General features: G+C 50.1%; 20 protein-coding genes. 4 read left to right on the top strand and 16 right to left on the bottom strand.

Annotated elements, in window-relative coordinates; translation table 11 throughout:
- Nucleotides 1-76: 76 nt before the first annotated feature.
- Nucleotides 77-613 (top strand): THUMP domain-containing protein, encoded by a 537-nt coding sequence (locus tag PRZ02_RS05535; protein ID WP_449464830.1) that lies wholly within the window; start codon nt 77-79, stop codon nt 611-613.
- A 4-nt stretch (nt 614-617) separates the two neighbouring features.
- Here PRZ02_RS05535 and PRZ02_RS05530 read toward each other — a convergent pair whose 3' ends face one another.
- The 3 genes from PRZ02_RS05530 to PRZ02_RS05520 all read right to left on the bottom strand — a co-directional run bounded on the left by PRZ02_RS05530 (nt 618) and on the right by PRZ02_RS05520 (nt 3403).
- Nucleotides 618-1511: a zinc metalloprotease HtpX gene (locus PRZ02_RS05530; RefSeq protein WP_449464829.1), complete on the bottom strand. Its 894-nt coding sequence runs from the start codon at nt 1509-1511 to the stop codon at nt 618-620.
- A gap of 68 nt (nt 1512-1579) precedes the next feature.
- Nucleotides 1580-2773: a redox-regulated ATPase YchF gene (locus PRZ02_RS05525; protein ID WP_449464828.1), complete on the bottom strand. Its 1194-nt coding sequence runs from the start codon at nt 2771-2773 to the stop codon at nt 1580-1582.
- A gap of 405 nt (nt 2774-3178) precedes the next feature.
- Nucleotides 3179-3403 (bottom strand): hypothetical protein, encoded by a 225-nt coding sequence (locus PRZ02_RS05520; RefSeq protein WP_449464827.1) that lies wholly within the window; start codon nt 3401-3403, stop codon nt 3179-3181.
- Between the two features lie 127 nt (nt 3404-3530).
- Here PRZ02_RS05520 and PRZ02_RS05515 point away from each other — a divergent pair, with 127 nt between their 5' ends.
- Together PRZ02_RS05515 and PRZ02_RS05510 are read left to right on the top strand one after the other, a co-directional pair.
- Entirely contained in the window at nt 3531-4466 is a 936-nt protein-coding gene (locus tag PRZ02_RS05515; protein ID WP_449464826.1) for an NAD(P)-dependent oxidoreductase, read from the top strand.
- A gap of 72 nt (nt 4467-4538) precedes the next feature.
- Nucleotides 4539-5141, top strand: coding sequence for a 50S ribosomal protein L15e (locus tag PRZ02_RS05510; protein ID WP_449464825.1), 603 nt, complete (start codon nt 4539-4541; stop codon nt 5139-5141).
- A gap of 412 nt (nt 5142-5553) precedes the next feature.
- Here the strand turns inward: PRZ02_RS05510 and PRZ02_RS05505 are convergent, their stop codons facing one another.
- The 3 genes from PRZ02_RS05505 to PRZ02_RS05495 all read right to left on the bottom strand — a co-directional run bounded on the left by PRZ02_RS05505 (nt 5554) and on the right by PRZ02_RS05495 (nt 9593).
- On the bottom strand, nt 5554-6522 hold the full coding sequence (locus tag PRZ02_RS05505) for an energy-coupling factor transporter transmembrane component T family protein (RefSeq protein ID WP_449464824.1): 969 nt from the start codon (nt 6520-6522) through the stop codon (nt 5554-5556).
- A gap of 114 nt (nt 6523-6636) precedes the next feature.
- Nucleotides 6637-8373: an ABC transporter ATP-binding protein gene (locus tag PRZ02_RS05500; RefSeq protein WP_449464823.1), complete on the bottom strand. Its 1737-nt coding sequence runs from the start codon at nt 8371-8373 to the stop codon at nt 6637-6639.
- Between the two features lie 179 nt (nt 8374-8552).
- Entirely contained in the window at nt 8553-9593 is a 1041-nt protein-coding gene (locus PRZ02_RS05495) for a hypothetical protein (protein ID WP_449464822.1), read from the bottom strand.
- Between the two features lie 101 nt (nt 9594-9694).
- Between PRZ02_RS05495 and PRZ02_RS05490 the strand changes: the two genes are divergently transcribed.
- Complete coding sequence (locus PRZ02_RS05490; protein WP_449464821.1) at nt 9695-10120, top strand: 30S ribosomal protein S15; 426 nt, start codon at nt 9695-9697, stop codon at nt 10118-10120.
- Nucleotides 10121-10125: 5 nt separating this feature from the next.
- Here PRZ02_RS05490 and PRZ02_RS05485 read toward each other — a convergent pair whose 3' ends face one another.
- From PRZ02_RS05485 to PRZ02_RS05440, 10 genes are all read right to left on the bottom strand, one after another.
- A complete protein-coding gene (locus PRZ02_RS05485; RefSeq protein WP_449464820.1) occupies nt 10126-10893 on the bottom strand; it encodes a hypothetical protein in 768 nt (255 codons plus the stop codon).
- A gap of 193 nt (nt 10894-11086) precedes the next feature.
- Nucleotides 11087-12106 carry a sugar phosphate nucleotidyltransferase gene (locus tag PRZ02_RS05480; RefSeq protein WP_449464819.1) on the bottom strand — a complete coding sequence of 340 codons (1020 nt, stop codon included), beginning with the start codon at nt 12104-12106 and terminating at the stop codon, nt 11087-11089.
- Nucleotides 12103-13242 carry a hypothetical protein gene (locus PRZ02_RS05475; RefSeq protein WP_449464818.1) on the bottom strand — a complete coding sequence of 380 codons (1140 nt, stop codon included), beginning with the start codon at nt 13240-13242 and terminating at the stop codon, nt 12103-12105. Before PRZ02_RS05475 ends, PRZ02_RS05480 begins: the two co-directional genes overlap by 4 nt.
- Nucleotides 13190-13801: a 30S ribosomal protein S3ae gene (locus tag PRZ02_RS05470; RefSeq protein ID WP_449464817.1), complete on the bottom strand. Its 612-nt coding sequence runs from the start codon at nt 13799-13801 to the stop codon at nt 13190-13192. The genes PRZ02_RS05475 and PRZ02_RS05470 overlap by 53 nt, the downstream gene beginning before the upstream one ends.
- Before the next feature lie 41 nt (nt 13802-13842).
- Nucleotides 13843-14091, bottom strand: a complete 249-nt coding sequence (locus PRZ02_RS05465; RefSeq protein ID WP_449464816.1) for a KEOPS complex subunit Pcc1 — start codon at nt 14089-14091, stop codon at nt 13843-13845.
- A gap of 36 nt (nt 14092-14127) precedes the next feature.
- Nucleotides 14128-15450, bottom strand: coding sequence for a lyase family protein (locus PRZ02_RS05460; protein WP_449464815.1), 1323 nt, complete (start codon nt 15448-15450; stop codon nt 14128-14130).
- Nucleotides 15437-16663 (bottom strand): adenylosuccinate synthetase, encoded by a 1227-nt coding sequence (locus PRZ02_RS05455; protein ID WP_449464814.1) that lies wholly within the window; start codon nt 16661-16663, stop codon nt 15437-15439. Before PRZ02_RS05455 ends, PRZ02_RS05460 begins: the two co-directional genes overlap by 14 nt.
- A 52-nt stretch (nt 16664-16715) precedes the next feature.
- A complete protein-coding gene (gene rtcA / locus PRZ02_RS05450) occupies nt 16716-17738 on the bottom strand; it encodes an RNA 3'-terminal phosphate cyclase (RefSeq protein WP_449464813.1) in 1023 nt (340 codons plus the stop codon).
- Nucleotides 17739-17762: 24 nt separating this feature from the next.
- Nucleotides 17763-18323, bottom strand: a complete 561-nt coding sequence (gene rdgB, locus PRZ02_RS05445) for an RdgB/HAM1 family non-canonical purine NTP pyrophosphatase (protein ID WP_449464812.1) — start codon at nt 18321-18323, stop codon at nt 17763-17765.
- On the bottom strand, nt 18320-18973 hold the full coding sequence (locus PRZ02_RS05440) for a Kae1-associated kinase Bud32 (RefSeq protein ID WP_449464811.1): 654 nt from the start codon (nt 18971-18973) through the stop codon (nt 18320-18322). Before PRZ02_RS05440 ends, rdgB begins: the two co-directional genes overlap by 4 nt.

Genomic DNA, 18973 nt, shown 5'->3' with positions numbered 1-18973 from the left:
TTCTCTTACACCTTTCCCTTATATGCTTCACGCTTGACTGTAGAGCTCAGCTTTTAAGCAATGGCCGGATTTACGTATGTCCTTCAACCTGCTGGTCTCGTGTCCTAGGGGAAAGGAATCGATGGCAAGGTCCGAGCTTGCCTACTTTTTATCAGATCTAGGAGACAACGCTCCGCGCATATCCAAGACCAGATTTTCGGGATTACTAGAAGCCTTTACATCGCTTGACCCGTTCATAGTGGTTGAAAGGGCTAAGGAGGAGGCGCTCGAAAACCCTTGGAACTTCAGGTACGTCACGAAAATAGTCCCAATAGAAAAGGTCGTGAGCACAAATCTGGACGAGATAACTAAAGCCGCTAGGGAGCTCGAAAACGAGCTTTCAAAATGCGAGTCATTTCGCGTGACGGTCGTGAAGAGGGACTCGAGCCTAGAGGGGGACAGAGTCGTAAGCGAGGTAGCATCTCTATCATCACAGCGCGTAGACCTAAAAAACCCTTCATGCGTGTTTTTAATTGAAGTTGTTGGAGAGGTTACTGGTATAGCAATCCTAAAAAAATCCGTATTTTCATTACAAAGAACTATCAACGGTGTGGAGCGTATAACTAAAATTTGAAAAATCACTCGAGATATATGCCCATTTCCTTGGCTATCTTCTTCAGCCTCGCGATGCGATCTGGTGTCGAAGGATGCGTCGACAGCAGGCCGCTAAGTCCGCCCCTAAAGGGATTAGCTATCCAAAGGCTCGACGTAGAGGGATTTGCCTTCATGGGGGCTCCCGCCCTTATGTAAGCCTCTATTTTCGTGAGAGCGCTTATTAGGTAGTCAGGCCTTCCCGTCAACCTTGCGCTTGCTTCATCAGCGTAGTACTCCCTACTTCTCGACAAGGCCATCTGTATGAATAGGGCCCCTATGGGCGCCAACAAAGTTGCGCCAAGCAATCCGAATGCCTCACCCTCTCTTCTCGCGCTACCTCCAAAGCCTCCAAACAGTAAGGCGAACTCAACGATGTAGCCTAAGTAAGATATGGCAGTGGCAATAGAGGCCGCTACCGTCGCTATCAGAATGTCATGGTGGATTATGTGCCCCGTCTCGTGGCCCAGCACCCCCATGAGCTCGTTATCGTTCATTGTAGTGAGCAGCCCCGTAGTAACAGCTATGACAGCATTCTTCTCGTTTCTACCCGTTGCAAAGGCATTGGGTTGCGGAGAATCAACTATGGCCACCTTAGGCTTAGGTATGCCAGCCCTCTGGGCCAGTTCGGACACTATCCTGTGAACCCTTGGTGCTTCGCTTTCGCTCACGATCTTGGCACGGGAAGCCCTGAGCACCATGCTTCCGCTGAAGTAGTAACTTATGAAGTTAATAATGAAAGCGAATACGAGAGCCCCGCTTATGGCGGCAATTGGTGAGGCTCCGAGCACATAAACGCCTACGGCATACCCTATAACGAAGAGCAGCGCGCCAAGCATGAACATCAAACCAAACATCTTGGCCGCAAACTCAGCTCTCATTTTTGCTCTAGTGTAAGTCTTAGTAGTGCATTTAAACTTATCGCCTTATATCTAATATTCGCTAATCCTCACTTCGACGATACGATTTTAATTACAACTCTGTTCTTAAGTGGTTTGTCTTCAGGAAGCCTTTGCTTCGTTACGGCATCCACAGCGTAAAGATATCCTTCACCGAGATCCGTATGTATCTTGTAGGCAAACTCCTTTGGAGTAGTTCCCGAGCGAACCAAGTACGCATCCGGAAGGACCCTCCCCTTTGAATCAGAATACTTGTTCGCGTCTTCAACTGGATACACAACTATGGCGCCGTACTGGTTAAGGACTACTTCATTTATGGCCTGTTGCACACCAGTACTTCCCCACTTTTCAAGCATTTGCTGGATTCTCTTTAATGCGTCTTCTTGCGCTGAAGTCAGCTGAGCCCCCGTCTTGATCTTAAATGTCGGATCTCCCGGCAAATATTCTATCAGACCCCTGTCCGCAGCCAGCCTTAGGGCGACCTCGGCTTCAGCGATCGTTGGTATAACGGGAATTGGAAGCGACTTACGCATAGATTCTATGTTGGCTTCCGCTTCCTTCATGTCTGCCTTGTTTGCAGCTATGACCTTGGGCTTGAGAGCGTATATCGCAGAGGCAAAAGCGTTGAGCTCTTCCTCTCTCCACGACGATAAACGCGTGCCCATCAGACCCGTTTTTTCCAAAGCCGCCGCTACTTCACCACGTGAAACGGAGAGCCCAGCCAGCTTCTCAGATAAAACTACCAGGGGATCACCGCGCACGGTTTCTGATGTCCGCACGCTCTTTTCCCAATCTCTCTTCAATATGCTGGTTATCCAACGGGTTATTTCCTCCTCTATTTCTTTCACATCTTCAAGTGGGTCTCTACTGCCTGGCGGTACCCTGTTTCCGTCTTCGTCTGTGCTCCCAGCGGCGTCAACCACGTGTATAAGGGCATCAGCCTGCCTCAGATCGTCAAGAAACTGATTGCCTAGGCCCCTGCCTTTCCAAGCACCCTTAACCAAGCCTGCAACATCAAGCATTTCCACTGGCACAAAGCGATTACCATCAATGCACTTGGAGTTTCTGGGCTCGTCCTTCACCCCTAAGTCTCTACACACGCAAGGTGTCCTAACGGCCGCTATCCCTCTGTTTGGCTTAATAGTCGTGAACGGGACGTCATCAATGGCAACGGGGATAAGCGTTGCAGCTTTAAAAAAAGTGGATTTTCCCACGTTTGTCTTGCCCACGACGCCTACTAGCATAAACCTCTCATGCAGCAACTTAAAAGGGTGGTTAGTTCCCAACAAACTGCACGCTAAGAAGAATCCGTCCCCTCTAAGTATACTATCCCATCCTTGCGGGCAGGGCTTAAGGATTCGGGCAGCGCGGCGCGCCTTCATCTTTTCATGCTTGCGCAGCGCGGCCGTGCGCTTCGTTAAGGCACGGGCCGAGCTGAGCCAAGCTGAGGGCGCGGTTGTAAGTTAAACCGCAGCTGGGGCACGTCAACTCCCTTCCGCAAAGCTCGGCAGAAGGGAGGGAAGAAAGGCCGAGCATGGCCCTCGCGCCACATCTGGGAAAGCCGTAAAGCGCGCGCTTCAATTTCCCGTAACCGTTAGAATGGTTAACGGGCATAAGGAACCGCTTTGGCTTGCCCCTTATGATCTCGGTTAGTTAGTACTTAAGGCAGCGAAAACCCATCCTTGGCCTTCGTAATGCACCAGGTCCTGCAGAACTTTCCCGTCGGTCACGCGGAAGGAATAAAAGAACTTTACCGCGCGGGTGTGCAGCTCCAGCACTGCGTTGAGGTTGTTCCTACTTTCCCTGTTCAGAGGCGATATCTTTCTCTGCACTGCCAGCCTAGCTTCGGCTTTAAGGGAACAACCCCAAAACAACTACGTACCAGCTTTATGGTTTTTATCTTCTTACCCCAATCAAGGGACTTCTCGCGATAAAGATGAAAGGTAGGTACTTTGACATATTTGATCAACTATGCTTATATGCGATCATATGACCTTAATCGTGCTAACAAATAACAGGGTATTGGTCGCTTGCAAAGTGCCCAAAGGATCGCTCGAGCTCTTAAAGAAAAGCGGTTTAGAACCAATACTCGCCGAGGACGTGATTCCTGCCAAACTGAACGACTTCAATGCAATCCTCATAAGAAGCAACATAAAAGCTGATAGCTCGTTTCTTGCCCGGCTAAAGCCCGGCTCGCTGGTCATTAGACTAGGAGCCGGTTTAGACAATGTTGACGTAGCAACTGCTGAAAAACTAGGACTTAAGGTGTTCAACACCCCAGGCTCATCTGCAACGTCGGTAGCAGAGCACATAATAGGTCTTATGCTGGCGCTGGCTAGGAACATACCTGCATGCTCGCATAGAGTAAAAAGCGGGGTTTGGCCGAAGGCAGAGTGCGTTGGAGTTGAACTATGCGGTAAGACGCTTGGGATAGTGGGTTACGGCTGCACAGGAAGCGAGCTTGCAAAGCACGCGCGGGCACTTGATATGAAGGTAATAGCTTATGACAAATACAAGCGCGTCGACTCAAACGCGGAAGGAACTTCATACGAGAAATTACTGGCCACGTCAGATTTCATCAGTTATAATGTTCCACTAACCCAGGAAACAAAAGACATGTTTAATGTGGAAAACCTTGCTATCCTGAAACGTGGGGCAAGAATAATTAATGCCTCGAGAGGTGAGGTTGTATCCGTTGAGGCCCTATTGAAAGGTCTACACGATGGCATAGTAGCTGGAGCAGCGCTCGACGTGCTTCCGCATGAGCCACCGCTAACGGATAGCGAGAAAGCGCTTCTGCTAGATCCCAGGGTAATAGTTACACCTCATGTAGCGGGAAGCACAGAAGAAGCGGAAACCAGAGCAGTAGCTATGGCATGTGATATAATCAAGAGGGAGCTGCTGACCCGCGATGAGCCAAAGACACTTAACTCGTAGCTACTAGTTATAAAACCATCCGACCGGGGCACGAAAAAACCATAAGCTTATAGCTATTTTTTTATGTTCATTATGGCTAGCATAGCAGAGCTAAGGTCAGAGACGTTCAGGAGAGAGATCAAAGGAGACCTCATCGACTTCTACAAGCAGAAGCTGGTTGATTGGAGAAAAGGACCAAATGTTGTTAAGCTTGAAAGGCCTACAAGGCTAGATCGCGCCAGAGAGCTCGGCTATAAGGCGAAACCCGGAGTGATAGTTGTCCGCTCTGTAGCTAAAAAAGGGGGTTTCTTTGTACCCAGGCCGAGGGCAGGAAGGCGCCCGAAAAACATGGGTGTAAAACTCATAAAGTATAATATAAGCGCTCAGACCATAGCTGAAAGAAGGGCAGCTGAACATTTCCCGGGGATGGAAGTCTTGGGAAGTTACTTTGTTGGGGAGGACGGAAAACACAAATGGTTTGAAGTTGTCATGGTCGACCCCCACAACCCCGCCATATTGTCTGATAAAGAACTCAACTGGATTGCAAATCCTTCCCAAAAGGGCAGGGTGTTCAGAGGACTGACGCCATCTGGCAGAAAGAGCCGGGGCTTGGAAAACAAGGCCAAAAAAGACGGATTCAGAAAGAGAGAGGCTTGGAAAAAGAAGGATTACGTATCTTCGAAAAAGAACATCTGATTTTAACTTGAACGGGTTTACAGGTTTAAGTCGCTTAAGGAAATAATGGCCCTTAATTAAGAAAGCAATACGCTTAACCGTAGAGAGGCCCGTTGTCGGTGCGCCCTCTCACCATGAAGGCGCTCGCGCGTGCGGGCGGCAAGGCGAACGTCCCCTGCGGTTGCCAAGCGATGTGAAGCGCCGTCCTTTATGGCTAAATGGTTAACGATAAAAAGCACGCACAAACCTGACTCCCATACGCGCTACCAACGCTAGACAAGTTATAGTTTATTTGGGGGCGTTTAACGGTACTATCTGTTAGCACGTTACCGCAAGTCCAACTGCACTCGAAACTGAATCGTAAGCCGGGTAGTATTTGACATGCTTCACCCATTAAATTCAAAGAAAAATCAATTACAGAACTATAAACACGTCACGGATTGTAAGCAAGAGGACCATATCCTATCCCTGACAAGTAGACACCTACCGCAAACACGGCTATCAGGATCGCCATGGCTATCCAATCTATTCTGTGGAAAGCCACTTCATGATAGTAGGTCCTGACTTTGTTCGCGCGAAATCCCCTGAGATCCGCTGATATGGCTATGTTTTCAGCGCTTTTCAATGTCCATATTATTATGGAAGCTGTCGCCATGAGAACGGCCCTTATTTGCTGGAAGAACTTGCTGAACACTGCCTTTGCATTACGGCTTTGAGCAGGTCCAAAATCAAACCCCCTCACTCTCATCGCATCCATTATGGTCATAGCGCTTTCCAATATCTTGGGAATGGCAATTACGGCAACGACAAGTGCGAAGCCAAGCTCTACCGGTACTTTTGACTTTTCAAGCGAACGCAAGATATCCGCTGGTGAACTCGTAAAAACAAGCAGAAATCCGCTGGCTACAGCTGCCGAAGCCCTGAAAGCAATCTGAAGCCCGTAGAAGAAGCCCTGCTCTGAAAGCCCATAAGCCCCTATGACCTGAAATTGCGGAGGAAACGGCAATATGAACACGTCCAGTCCAAAAAGCTCAGTAAGCAATGACGGGTTTGTAAAGAGCGCCTCAGTCCAAGCCGTTCCCAAGAAAGTAGCCAAGGTTAATGGCAGCACTATGCGGTATTTTGATGCAGGATTAACCGTAAAGATGTAAAGCACGAGCATGACGGCAAGGAAAATGGCAGATATCCACCATATGGTAAAGGCGGCGACAGTAGTTATCACTATCGCCATTAGGATCTTTACTCTAGGGTCAACGCGATAAAGAAAGGATTTTCCCTCGATGAACTGAAAAAGTGACATATATCCCCTAAAGCCGATTATCTTCCATATAAGGTAGACCGTAAGCACAGGACCCATTGTTATTATCAGTATGGATGTTATCCAAAGAAGAATAACGTTCAAGTCAACCCGGCCTCCACCAGCAAGCGCAAATTAGGCTAGCACTATAGGTTTTCGACTCGCACTCCTCCATATGCTGACTCACGCTAATATCCATTTCCGCGAGCCCAGAGTTTTTCAACGTTCCCTCAACCCCGAGGTGGCGCTCTTGGCGCTGACCCGCATCTTATATTCATTTATTATGGGCATGATTTCATCCATTTTGACAGCTGGAGGTTTCATGGAAAGAGCCATGGATAGCTGAAACACCTGAGGTGGAACGATCGACCAAGAGGGATTATCCACCGAGCGCTCAAAAACGTCCCTTGCCGTTCCCTCCGCCGCCACGATACCCGAGTAAAGCGCCACGACCCTGTCGCTGTGATCAGCCGCCTGCTTCATGTTATGCGACACAGCTACCACGCCTATTCCCCTTTCCCTAACCAAGTGCTTTATGAAATTCAGCACATTCTCCCCAGTTTCCCAGTCGAGGGCCCTAGTAGGTTCGTCAAGTAAAAGGACCTTTGGCTCATTTATTAAAACCGAAGCCAAAGACAGAAGCCTCCGCTGACCCACGCTTAACCTGTGGGGGTTTTCATCTTTGTAGTTTATTAAGCCAAATTCTTCCAGTATGCCCAGTGCCTTCTTCCTAACTACCTGCGAGTCAAGGCCCATCAGCTTTGGAGTGAACTCAACCTCGCTGAGAACCGTGGTGTTGAAAAGCATCTGATCAGGGTCCTGAAAGACATATCCCACGGCCGAAGATAATTCCTTTCTGCTCATCTTTGCCGTGGGCCTTCCAAGCACTCTTACCTCTCCTCTAGAAGGCCTCTGAAGCCCGGCAATGAGCCTTAGGACCGTTGTCTTACCAGACCCATTAGGTCCAACCAGTGACACAAACTCTCCCTTTCTGACCGTAAAGTTCATTCCCTTAAGCACCCATTCCTTTGACCGCTCGTACGCAAACCAAACGTCGTCGAGCTCTATCACAGGGTCTTCGATGCTTGGCTGGAGTTCCGTTATCGCGGCCGACTTTCCTCTCGAAAAGGCCGAGAACTCTTTTTCGTACTCTATGAACTCCTCGATGGTCAATGGGGCCTTGTTGGTACCGCCTATCTGCTTGTAGAGGTAAGATACCTGGGGCTCCTCAATACCATATTTTCTCAAGTCCTCCATTAGCGCTTCGCGAATAGGCCTGTCTATCTCCACGGTCTTATCATAAATGAGTATCAACCTATCAACTAAGCCTAGGACCCTCTCAACCTTATGCTCCGACATGAGTATAGTCATACCGTACTCGTCCCTTAGCTTCTTCAGCGTAGAGAATACCTCTGCCGTTCCAAGTGAGTCAAGCATACTTGTTGGTTCATCAAGTATGAGTATTTTCGGCCTCATGGCCAAAGCATCAGCAATTACAAGCCTCTGCTTCTGTCCGCCAGAAAGGAGAAAAGTCGGAAATTTTTTCCTGTCACCCAATCCCACAAGTTTAAGAGAATCCTCAACCCTTTTTCTGATCTCCTCGGGGGGTAAGGCCAAGTTTTCGGGACCAAATGCCACATCGTCTTCCACAACTAAGGAAAATATCTGATCTTCGGGCGTTTGATAGACCGTTCCTATAAGCGTACTCAAGTCCTTGAGCTGCATCGATCTTGTATCGCGCCCATAAATCTTGACGGCACCCGAAAGCTTGGCATTGATTATGTTTGGGATTACCCCATTTATAGAATTTAACAGTGTCGACTTGCCTGAACCCGTACGCCCAACAAGAAGAACAAATTCCCCCTCATCGATTGTAAGGCTGACGTTCTTAAGGGCAGGTTCTCCAGAGATGTTATACCAAACTGAGAGGTCTCTTACCTCTATGGCATGATTCATGTCTACCTTTGTTTAGAGCATCCCTTAAAAACGTTAGCAAATCCGTTTTATGCCGGGGGAGATACCTCTATTTTTTAGTCACCGCTTTTCTCCAGCGAAGATTTGATTGTGGAATCTGACCTCTGTTGCATAGCTCACGTAGGCCCGCAAGCGATCCTTAGGTATGGAGAAAGGGCTACTCATTGCCCTTCTAAAAGGTTCGCAATCTCTATGGATCCATGAGGAAATTCCGCCCAAAACTTCCTTCCTGAAACCAGCCCGACTCCATTGTACTTATTGATCAGCGAGAGCATAAAATCAAGCTCAAAATCCTTCCCCACTCCCCAAACCACCGACTTATCATCCGAAATGGGCTCGATGATAAAGACCGGCAGTTTTAACCCTCCAAAGGACGCTATTACGGGAATCGCCGGAGGTATCGCATAAGTAAGCGGTAACCCTGAGGGCAAAAGCAAAAGGTTTCCTATGTTCGCGTTCACTGTCAGCCAGTTATCCGAGCGATTGAAGAACTGCTTTAGAGTCTCAAGCAGTAAGTTATCCGGCTCATATTTCAGCTGAACGCCCCTTTCGACCAGAAATGCCACCGCGGCCGATTCACCCTGTTTCTTGAACAGCTCCCGCGTTACCACGTTAGCCTCAGAAAACACCTTTCTGCCGGCACCCGAAGAAAACTCCAACGAAAAGCCCATCTCGTGAACCAGCTCCTCAATGGCTTGCATCAACAGTTCCCTGTTTGATGACTTATCTATGAGCTGTTCCTTTGCGTTGATTACACCAGGTAAGGGAGGACAAGAGAGCGTGTAAGCATCGACAGCGAACAGCTCGTCGGGTAGAGCAACACGAGGTATTGTTAAAAATGGATCAAGCTCGCCTACCTCGGCAACCTCTCTTATCCCGTAGCCAATACCTTGGAAAATCGCGCGAGAAATGCTACCATCAACTTGAATATATGCATCTGGAAGCGATCCCTTAAGCGCATAGTCTATGAAAATCGCTTTTCCCTTGATCCCTACCGAAGGATATCCCGTGCCCACGTAAACCATGAGGTCCGCATCGTTGTCCGCGCCGGGCATGCCATCCATTACCTGCATAGAAGCGATAAGCCCGCTAGAAGCCAAGTAATCAAATACGATAGCTGAGGCGATGACCGCATCCAGTGAGCGTCCCGATATCACCTTAACGCTCTTGGCTTCGTCAACGGCATCGAGTAGCTCCTGCAATCCGCTAACAACTGGTTTTGATTTAAAAGATTGGCCTTTCAAAGGGCAGCATAATCAGGAGAACGAAAGGGTTAAAAGAGAACTGCTTAGAAACATGCACATTGAAAAAGAACCATAGAAAAGGAAAATCCCAATCTAAGAGGCCACTGGGACAGCTCCAGCTAGTGGAAGGAAACCCGGTGACACCGGAAGAGCTCAAGGAAAAGATCGTTTCTATGCGTAAGCAGGGATTAAGCAAGGCGCTCATTGGGCAGAAGTTGCGCGACGAAGAGGGAATTCCCTCCGTGAAGAGGATACTCGGGAAATCACTAACAGGAGCCCTTAAAGAGGAGGGGGAAAAGGAGGTCGTGCCAGAAGACCTCGCAAACCTTATTAGCAAGAAGCAAAGGATTCAAAACCACCTTGAACAACATCCTAAGGACAACGACTCCAAGAAGGGATTGGTTAGGACAGATTCTAAGATAAGACGCTTGATGAAATACTACAAGAGAGAGGGTATCCTACCTCAGAACTGGCAACCAAGTTAAAAAAATCAGTATACTCCGGTTATTACCTTTCTTATGTACACTACGAAGGGCGCTGCGATCAGCCCCATTATAACGCCGCCAGCTAGGCTCACCAGGGTATTGGTCAGCACGTAGTTCGTTGTGTAGCTGTATCCCTCGACAAACGTCGCAAAGAAGCCATGATAGAAAAGCGGGTAAGCTATGGCGACTATGATACCTCCTATGACGGAATCCACCACAAAAAGGCCCGGTATCGTTATCACTCTCTCTTCGGTTCTAATCTCTCCTTGCTCGGTTTTAACCTCTTTTTTGCCGAGGGCTTGGTTGTTCGTCCCGAAGTACTTTCCCCTCAGAAGGAGATATAGGTCAAACATTGCGGCGTAAGCGATTATCTCGTATATGAACCAGAACGGCTCACCTCCAAACCCATAGTGGAATATATCAGAAAGAAGTGTATATATGAACATGGTAACCATAACGGTTCCTGGTTTTCCTATCAGGGAAGCCGCCAGCAACAGTATTATTACCTCACCTATTAAGGGGTAGTAAAACCACGAAGTAACCGCCGATACCTTAGGTATCAAGGGGGATATGAAGAAGTTCCAAATCACGAGCAGCGCTGCTAGTAAGCCCATGTAAACGTAATCAACGGTCCTGTAAGAGGACAAAAGGTGTTTGCGCCAGCCATAGAGAAGAAGAAAAACAATGATCAAAACGTAAACGCCTATGACCCACCACGGTATTACCGTGTTCATGTCGAAGTGTATGCCATTCCAAACCGCGGTTGATGACACTTCGAGTAAAAGGTCAGCAGGCTATTTAACCTTATCGCGAGGTAAAAGGTCAGAGCTTGCCCAGTACCTAGAGCAGCTCTATCGCTACCGCTTCCCGCGCTTTTCGGAAGTAAAGGCAAGGTACTAGCAAGCCTAGAAGTGCCCATATATGGGACAACCCACGTATATCGCACATCAAGTGATAAGCAGGTACTCAAGCGGCAGTGTTACCGCCAGCTGGTATGAGCAACGGGGCGTCTTCGCTGCCAAAGACATCTCTGGAGGCAACCGCGCCGGGCGCCAGTACGGAGTAAGATAGACGGCGACCCGAGAAAACGCGAGAACCCTTCATTAATATCGAGTGATCAACAGAAGCCCCTCTCTCCACTATCGAGCCGCCGTCGACCGAGGTATAAGGACCTACCGAACCCCTTATCTTTGCTCCAGCTGGCGCGTAACTGGGGCCGATTATCACGCCACCCTCCTCCGTGACCCTCTTTTCTCCAAAGCCAACGTAAGACGCTCCTGTGCCTCTCTCAAGATAAAACTCATTAGCACGAATAAGCGAAACGAAGTCCCCTACATCATGCCACCATGACCCCTCATCCGTTATCACGCGCACTTCCTTTCCCTGGTTTACCATTAAGTTGAAAGCGTCTGTGATCTCCTTCTCACCCCTCGGGCTGGTCGGCAGGTCCTTCGTAGCCTTTAGGCCCTCCTCCGAAATGACGTAGATACCAGAATTTATCACGTTACTTACGGGAACTAGCGGCTTCTCAACGATTCCCTTCAGCCTTTCTCCTTCGATCAATAGGGCGCCATAACGCCGAGGATCACGTACCCTGATGCCCAATATTGTTGCGACTGGCCTGAACCTCTTGTGATACTCTATGAGAGCGCTCAAAGAACGCGGCTCAACAGTCACGTCAGATGAGATTATCAAAACATCATCGTTTGAAGGATAAAGCTTTGATACGGCGTCCCCTGTACCAAGCGGCGCGTCTTGCCTTGCGAACCTTACCTCAATTCCCTCTTCAGCTAGGTGCTGCCTCACCGCGCTTTCGGTGTAAGGCGATACCACAACGACCACGTCTGATATGCCTACGGCTCTCAGAGCGCTCATGCAGTGATCTATCATAACCGCTCCTCCTACGAACACTAGCGGCTTGGGAACCACGTCGGTCAACGGTCTAAGCCTCTTCCCCATGCCTCCTGCCAGTACTCCAGCCTTCAAGGCGAATGACCACCAATGATCTTGGCGACCTTCTCGTCGATCTCCCTAGCTTGGGCTACATCTCTTCCCTCAGCCCTCACTATTACCTTTCCCACTTCCTGAACCACGGTCACCCGATGACCATCAACATCGCCGACACCGGCCTTCCAACCCCATCCCTCATGCAAAGTCCAACCCAGAGCAGCCATGTTAGGTGTTCCGTTAACCTCAACTGAATAAGAGGGAGGCAAGGAAATTGGGTGCTTCATGGGGATCGCGTATGCTACCGAGGCTACTGCTGCGTCCTTCCACCTATGCAGCTTCGGTCTGACCCAGTAACCATGAGAGCTCACTCCTATGTCAAAGCCGTTATCAGACGAGGACAAATCGTACTCAGTTATTCCAACTCTTACGAGTTTTTCGCCGTTCCTGTCCATCACCTCTTCCAGCACGCTTGGCGCGTCAAGGGGAACTGCTAGCTTACCTCCTAGCTGCAGCGCCAAAGAGACCGCCCGAGACCACAGGTCTTCTTCGCTAAAGGGCCAAACATAGCGATCACGGTAAGTAAGGTCGGCCTTATAGCTCGACTTTATCAGCACCGCTGGCATCCTTCCTCCGAGCTCTTCAAAGGCCTCCGCGATAAGCTTCGTCTGATCGTTGTTAGCTTCAACAAGGATGCTCTTTTCGATTCCCATGAGGGTTATGCCCTGAAAGGCGTCCCTAAACGCGTCGAGATAGGGCTTGAGGTCAGCGCTTATCTCACCTACCTGGGAAACCTCCCTCCAGTCAAGCGATGAAAGATCAGCTTCCTTCAAGGAACCAAAGAACGACGGCCCAGGAGCCTTCCCGCTAACCATCACATCAATTGAGTTACTTGAGCAAAACGCGCAAGAGTCAAATCCCATAAGCTTGCAGGTAAATGATGCTAGCTCCGGAGAATCCACATTCCAATAAAACGGATATGAGCCGGCCACCAAAGAACCCGCAAGCACGAGGTCAGCAGTTACCCTGCTACCCGTGACAAGTACTTTCGAACCCTTGCTTCCAAGTGAAGCCCCGATTGAGGTTAGCCCACGTATCGGCTCCCAATCAACGGGCACGCCATTAACTCTGAACTTGTTCTGAAGCAGCGGGCGCGGCCTCAACGGGTTTTTCACCCATGGCCTTCACCTTTGATTTAGCAACATCTAAGAATGCTATTGGAAAGACCTTTTTCGCGTCTTTCTGCATGAGCTGTGCCAGCTTTCCCGTCAGCATATCTTGCACGAAGTCGTAGAAGTTGGCGCTCGCAGCCGCTTCTTGCGCGGTCTTGATCATCTTCATCCTTATGTCATGACGCTGTGCCCTAGAGGCAGGAGTTGCTGTTATAGCGACTGCCTGGAGCTGCATAGACGCACCATCTTTCGTAGAAACGTCGAATATGGCCTCAACCTTGCTGTACCTACGCCTGATCCTGCCGCCAAGGTAATCTCTGGAGAAGTGGTGACCCTTGAACTCGGTATATCCAACCCCACCCTGAACCCTCTTAACCTGAAGCTTTATGTGGACGTGCGCCTGCTCTATGTCGCCCGTCAGCTCATAAAGTGTTACCTCTACCGTGCGGTTCATGAGGTCCTCCGGAGAAACGGCAAGCGCTTTTCCTATCTCCTTGTTTCCCAGCGTGGGGGGCGCATATATGCTGTACCAGTGTTTTTCCTTAACTTTTACCTGAGACAACTTCCGCTCAAATAAGGCCGTACCTTAATAAGCAATGCGCCTCAATTCCGGGAGGGCTGAAGGCAGAGCACGCACTTCTCGCAAAGGGCTACTTTATCGAAGACATCCTCGATTGTATAAAGAAACGATTCGCTTTCTTCACCGCTCACTCTCACTTTGAGGGTCCTTCCGTTCACCGATTCTTCGATGGTTTGATCTTTTGGGACGCTGACATTATCGGGAGACGTCGCAACGCATACGGCCTGCGCCAATTTCTCGCTCTCGAAGTCAAAGTCGATTTCTATCTCCATGATCAAAGCCCCATGGAATCGCATTTAAGCTTGCAACTAGGAGCTTTTTTCTGATGCCAGCTTGGCAAGCCTCTCAGCCATCCCGACATATTTCTCGGGCGTCAAATTCATCAGGCGCCTGCCCAGATCTCCTCTCACTTTCTTCTTCAACTCTTCCATGTTTGATATGTTACCGTGCACTTCCTCATATCCCAAAGGGTCCCCGCTTGCCCTCAGGCTTACCTGTACGGCTTCCGATAGAACCTCGGGGTGCGCCCGCACCTCGCTCAGCATTACTTCTGAGTTCACCTTCATGTATTCTAGAGCCCTGATCACTCTGCCGCATGCTATATACGAATGCGCCAGTGCCTGTCCCATCATACGCCTTATGGGCGAATCCGACAAGTCTCTCTGGAGCCTTGTACTCACTAACCTATAGGCCAGAAGGGAAAGTAGCGAGTTAGATATATCACACTGCCCCTCAGCATCCTCAAGGTCAACGGGGTTTACCTTGTGCGGCATGGTCGAGCTGCTAACACCTTTTCTCATGAAAGATATTAGCCCCAACATATTATATGTCCAAAGGTCCCGGCTCAGCTCAGCCATTATTTGGTTTATCAACATTATCTGATGCAACGCATCGGAAGTTGCCTCATGTGGCACCACCTGCTTGGTAAGAGGTGCATATCTCAACCCTAGAGACGATACGAACTTCGCGGAGAAATCCAGCCAATCAAAATCCCCATTCAAGAAGCACAGAGCGTTGTGGTTTCCAACGGCGCCTCCAAGCTTCCCGTAAGGCTTTATCGCCTTCAATGCTTCAATCCTCTCGTTTAACCTCCAGGCAAAGACGCCCATCTCCTTGCCAAAGGTCGTGGGCACGGCAGGAACTCCATGCGTTCTAGCCAGCATGACGTCCTTACCATGCCTTTCAGCTAGAGCGCGGAGTTCGGCGAGAAGCCTTTCATATTGCGCAATCATCTCGTCTAGAGCTTTTTTCAAAAGAAGACCATAAGCCAAATTATTCGTGTCGTCGCTGGTTAGACCTATATGAACAAGCGGTGCAAGGCGCTGGTAACCACGCTTCTCGAGAAAACCACGTAGCCAAACCTCCAGGGCCTTCACGTCATGGCCCAGTTTTTCCTCTAAGGCCTTAACCTGCGCGTACCATTCATCGGGAAAGCTATTAATGAGACCCTCCGGGTCAAACTCCTGGGGCTGCAGCCCCAATGCTCCGCTCATAACCAAGTTCCTGAGGTACAATAGCTCAACGCGCGCCCTTTCAAGAAAAAGCGACCTTTCGGAGAAGAGCTCCCTGAGTGGAGCGACCTCGTCCCGATACCTGCCATCAACCGGAGAAAGGGCGTCACCTGAGCTCAACGTTCATCCCTCTCTGTGGACCGACCGAAACTTCCGCTACTTCAACCTTAAGGTAATCCTGAACGAAATCGACGAACTTGCGTAGCTGCCTTGGCGCCACGTCCCATCCTCCTTTCGTAACAGACCCCCAATCAACCTCGGGTATCGGATCAAAGCTCTCGTAAACTGGTTTAACGCTTTTGCCCACCATTGCGTCAACGAAGTTGGAACTCTCCTTCCCATCCACGCTGTAGGCTACAGCAGCTTTAAGGTCTCCCAAGCCGGTCAGAACGTCTGCCTTGGTGAGCACGAGCCTTAACTTGCCTGGTTCATTGAGGGATACGGCGTACTTCAATGCCACTAGGTCCAGCCAACCCACCCTTCTGGGCCTTCCCGTTGTGGAACCGTATTCTCCGCCCTTGCTTCTCATCCTCTCTGAGAGCCCTCCCGTGATCTCTGTAGGAAAAGGACCAGCGCCAACCCTTGTGACGTAGAGTTTGGCCACACCTATTACCTCGTCAATTTTGCTCACGGGAAAGCCTGCCCCAACCCCAACGTAGGACGCAACCGTGTTTGAAGAGGTAACGTAGGGATATGTTCCGTATGTTATGTCGAGCAATGCGCCCTGTGCTCCCTCAAAAAGTATCGACCCACCTTTCTCGTAGACGGAGGACAGGGACTCCGGAACGTCGCCAGCTATAGGCGAAAGTACCCTGCGGCTCATATCTAGCCACTCATTCGTCACGTCCCATCCGTCCCCGACCAGCATACGCATGATCGAAAGGTCGTGGCGATTACCGTAAACAACGTCCATAACGCGCGGCGACACCCTTAACATGCGATCAGCATAGGCGGGACCTATACCCCTCCCCGTGGTGCCTATGGCGCCAGCTCCCCGAAGCTCTTCAAGCCTTTTATCGAGCCATTTTTCGAACGGCGTTATGAGACCACACCGATAGTCAACCATGACGCTTACAGGGTTTTGAGAAAGTTCCTGAGCCAGCGATTCGGGATCTACGACCACGCCGGCTCCTATGTAAAGCTTTTTCTTCCAGAGCGCGGCCGAGGGAAGCACGTGAAAGATCTTTTTCTCATTACCCACTACGACGGTGTGGCCAGCATTACCTCCACCGTTAAACCTTACTATTGCGTCATACCGGTGTGCTAGCTGATCAACCACCTTGCCCTTGCCTTCGTCTCCCCACTGAAGACCAACTACGACTGAACTTTTCACGATACCCTTAAGTCAAGGGTTATATGCGTTACCATTCCTAACGCCCTGAATCTCAAGCTGAAACTCTCCAAAGAGATCCCTCTCTTTCGAACTTGACCTCGCGCCCAGTGAACTGTCTGATCACGTAAGCATTGCTAATCATATGAGGCGTTTGCTCGCGCACAGTAAAGGAGCCACCGGAAAGCGCAATAAAGGGCAAAAGCATGTCACCCATGTGAACGTCAACGGATGCCCCGCTCTTTACTTCGGCGATTAGCGACATCGCCGCCTCTTTACCTACTATTTCGGCTGGTTTTCCCCTTTCGCCAAGGGAATCGCTGCCAAGAAAAGACGTCCCCGCATCAGCAAGCGCCAAAACGGTCGTGCCCACGCTATCAGAACACAGCGATATGGAGATCTCGGGATTGATGCCAAGCTCGCTTGCGATGACTTGGGCAGCGCTGTTCACCTCCCTTTCAGCAACACGTCTTGGCAAAGAACAGGCAACCGCGATTACGCGCGCTTCCCTTATCTCCTGGGCCCTGCGCACGTTTATAGGAGGTGGAGACCAGCCCCTTGCCCAAAAGCGTAACCTCCCACCGCCTCTTGGATAGTAGCCCCTACGAACTATGTCCAGCGATGCCACGAGGCCAAACTTGCCCAAAATTCCAAGTTCAACGGCTTTGGCGTAATCGCAGGTAGGAGCCATGGGCACATCTGTTCCTCCTTTGAGGTCTATCGCCAAGTCACCGCCTGCCAACGTTGCTATTAAGAGCGGCTGTATCATTAGCGTTAGGCTCGCAGCTGTACCGGTATCCAATGCAATCGAGCCCTGCGGCCTTCTTGATGGAACAAAAGTCAGTTCCATGGAACCTATGACATTCCCAGCGACCTTAGCATCAGTAAGCTTTTGCATGAGCTCAACTACCTTGAGGTGCTGATTCTGAAGGCCTGCTCTAGCGCGCCCAGCTCTTATGTGTTTCATAAAAAAAGGCTTTCCGAGGACGGCCGAAAGGCCGAGCGCTGTCCTCAGCATTTGTCCTCCTCCCTCTCCGAGGCTGCCATCCAGCTCAATCATCTTCTCCCCGCTCGACATCCAAGGCCACCCCACAGGTAGACCTTACTGCCTTGCCGCAAGGTATTCCCCAAGCTTTCTGAACGCCTTGCCCCTGTGCGATATAGCGTTTTTTTCTTCGATGGACATCTCGGAGAGGGGCACGCCGTTCGGACCGAAGGGGGAAAATATGGGATCGAAACCAAATCCACCTGGTTTACCTGGTTCGCGCCTTATGTAACCCATAACCTCTCCTAAGAAAGTCCTTTCCACCCTGTTGATTGGATCTACGTAGCTCACGGCGCACCTGAACGCCGCAGCCCTGTTGTCATCGTGGTTAAGCAACGAAAGGAGGCCCTCATTACCTATAGTGGAGTAAACGTAAGAAGAATAGGGACCCGGAAAACCTTTCAGGGCTTCCACGTATAACCCAGAGTCATCAACTACGACTGGTTCTAAGGCCTCCATCGCGGCCAGGCGAGCCGCCAACATAGAAACCTCTTCTATTTCCCCCTGAACTTCAAATTTACGCAAGTCAGCCTTCTCCACGTTCACTCCGTAGGGCTCAAGCGCATCTCTGACCTCAGCCACCTTCGATTGGTTCCCCGTTACCAGCAAAACCCTCATCGGTCAATTGCCCTCTCTTGGAAATACCTCCCTCTTCTCTCTATTTCCTCGGCCCTCTTGTAGACCTCTTCTGAAGCCGCGCCTGCCACCTCTCTGTACCCTTCCATGAACTCGTCGTAAAGGGCTATGGCCTTAGCCGGTACGTTCGCCTCCAACGATTTCTTCATCAATAGCACGTCGACGCCCAAGTCCTCAACGTCGTAGCTAAAAGCCCCTAGGCCAAAGTCTATAATGACGGGTTTATCCCCGGAAGTTATCAACACGTTCGACGTAGTTAGGTCGCCATGGACTATTCCAGCACCATGCATCTTGGCAACTTCAACGCCAACGCTGTGCATGAGCCCCTTACGCTCCACGACATCTCTCAAAAGTTCTCCCTTAACGTAACTTTCAACGATCATGAAATTTATGGGATCAATGAAAAGCGGAGCTGGAACGCTGACACCTGCTATGTAAGCCTTAGATATGAGCCTTCCTTCCTCAAAGGTCCTGTTTACCCTAAGCTTGAAGTCGAGAGCTGGGTCCCTGTACGCCTTGCTTGTTCTCCTCTTTATGAGCACCGGCATGCCAAGCATGGTAGCAGACCAAAGCTCGGCCTCTGCCCCCTTAGCCACAAGAGACCCCTCAACGAAAAAGTCCAAGACAGCCAT

Origin of the sequence: Tardisphaera saccharovorans, from assembly GCF_046635845.1 — an archaeon.
Lineage (GTDB): Archaea > Thermoproteota > Thermoprotei_A > Marsarchaeales > UBA168 > UBA168.
This window is presented reverse-complemented; position numbering and strand designations above follow the sequence as displayed.

Bases quoted from the DNA above. Each gene is read 5' to 3' on its own strand.
- PRZ02_RS05535 (WP_449464830.1), top strand. From the start codon at position 77: ATGTCCTTCAACCTGCTGGTCTCGTGTCCTAGGGGAAAGGAATCGATG.
- PRZ02_RS05530 (WP_449464829.1), bottom strand. From the start codon at position 1,511: ATGAGAGCTGAGTTTGCGGCCAAGATGTTTGGTTTGATGTTCATGCTT.
- PRZ02_RS05525 (WP_449464828.1), bottom strand. From the start codon at position 2,773: ATGCTAGTAGGCGTCGTGGGCAAGACAAACGTGGGAAAATCCACTTTT.
- PRZ02_RS05510 (WP_449464825.1), top strand. From the start codon at position 4,539: ATGGCTAGCATAGCAGAGCTAAGGTCAGAGACGTTCAGGAGAGAGATC.
- PRZ02_RS05500 (WP_449464823.1), bottom strand. From the start codon at position 8,373: ATGAATCATGCCATAGAGGTAAGAGACCTCTCAGTTTGGTATAACATC.
- PRZ02_RS05465 (WP_449464816.1), bottom strand. From the start codon at position 14,091: ATGGAGATAGAAATCGACTTTGACTTCGAGAGCGAGAAATTGGCGCAG.
- rtcA (WP_449464813.1), bottom strand. From the start codon at position 17,738: ATGTCGAGCGGGGAGAAGATGATTGAGCTGGATGGCAGCCTCGGAGAG.
- rdgB (WP_449464812.1), bottom strand. From the start codon at position 18,323: ATGAGGGTTTTGCTGGTAACGGGGAACCAATCGAAGGTGGCTGAGGTC.
- PRZ02_RS05440 (WP_449464811.1), bottom strand. From the start codon at position 18,973: ATGGCTGTCTTGGACTTTTTCGTTGAGGGGTCTCTTGTGGCTAAGGGG.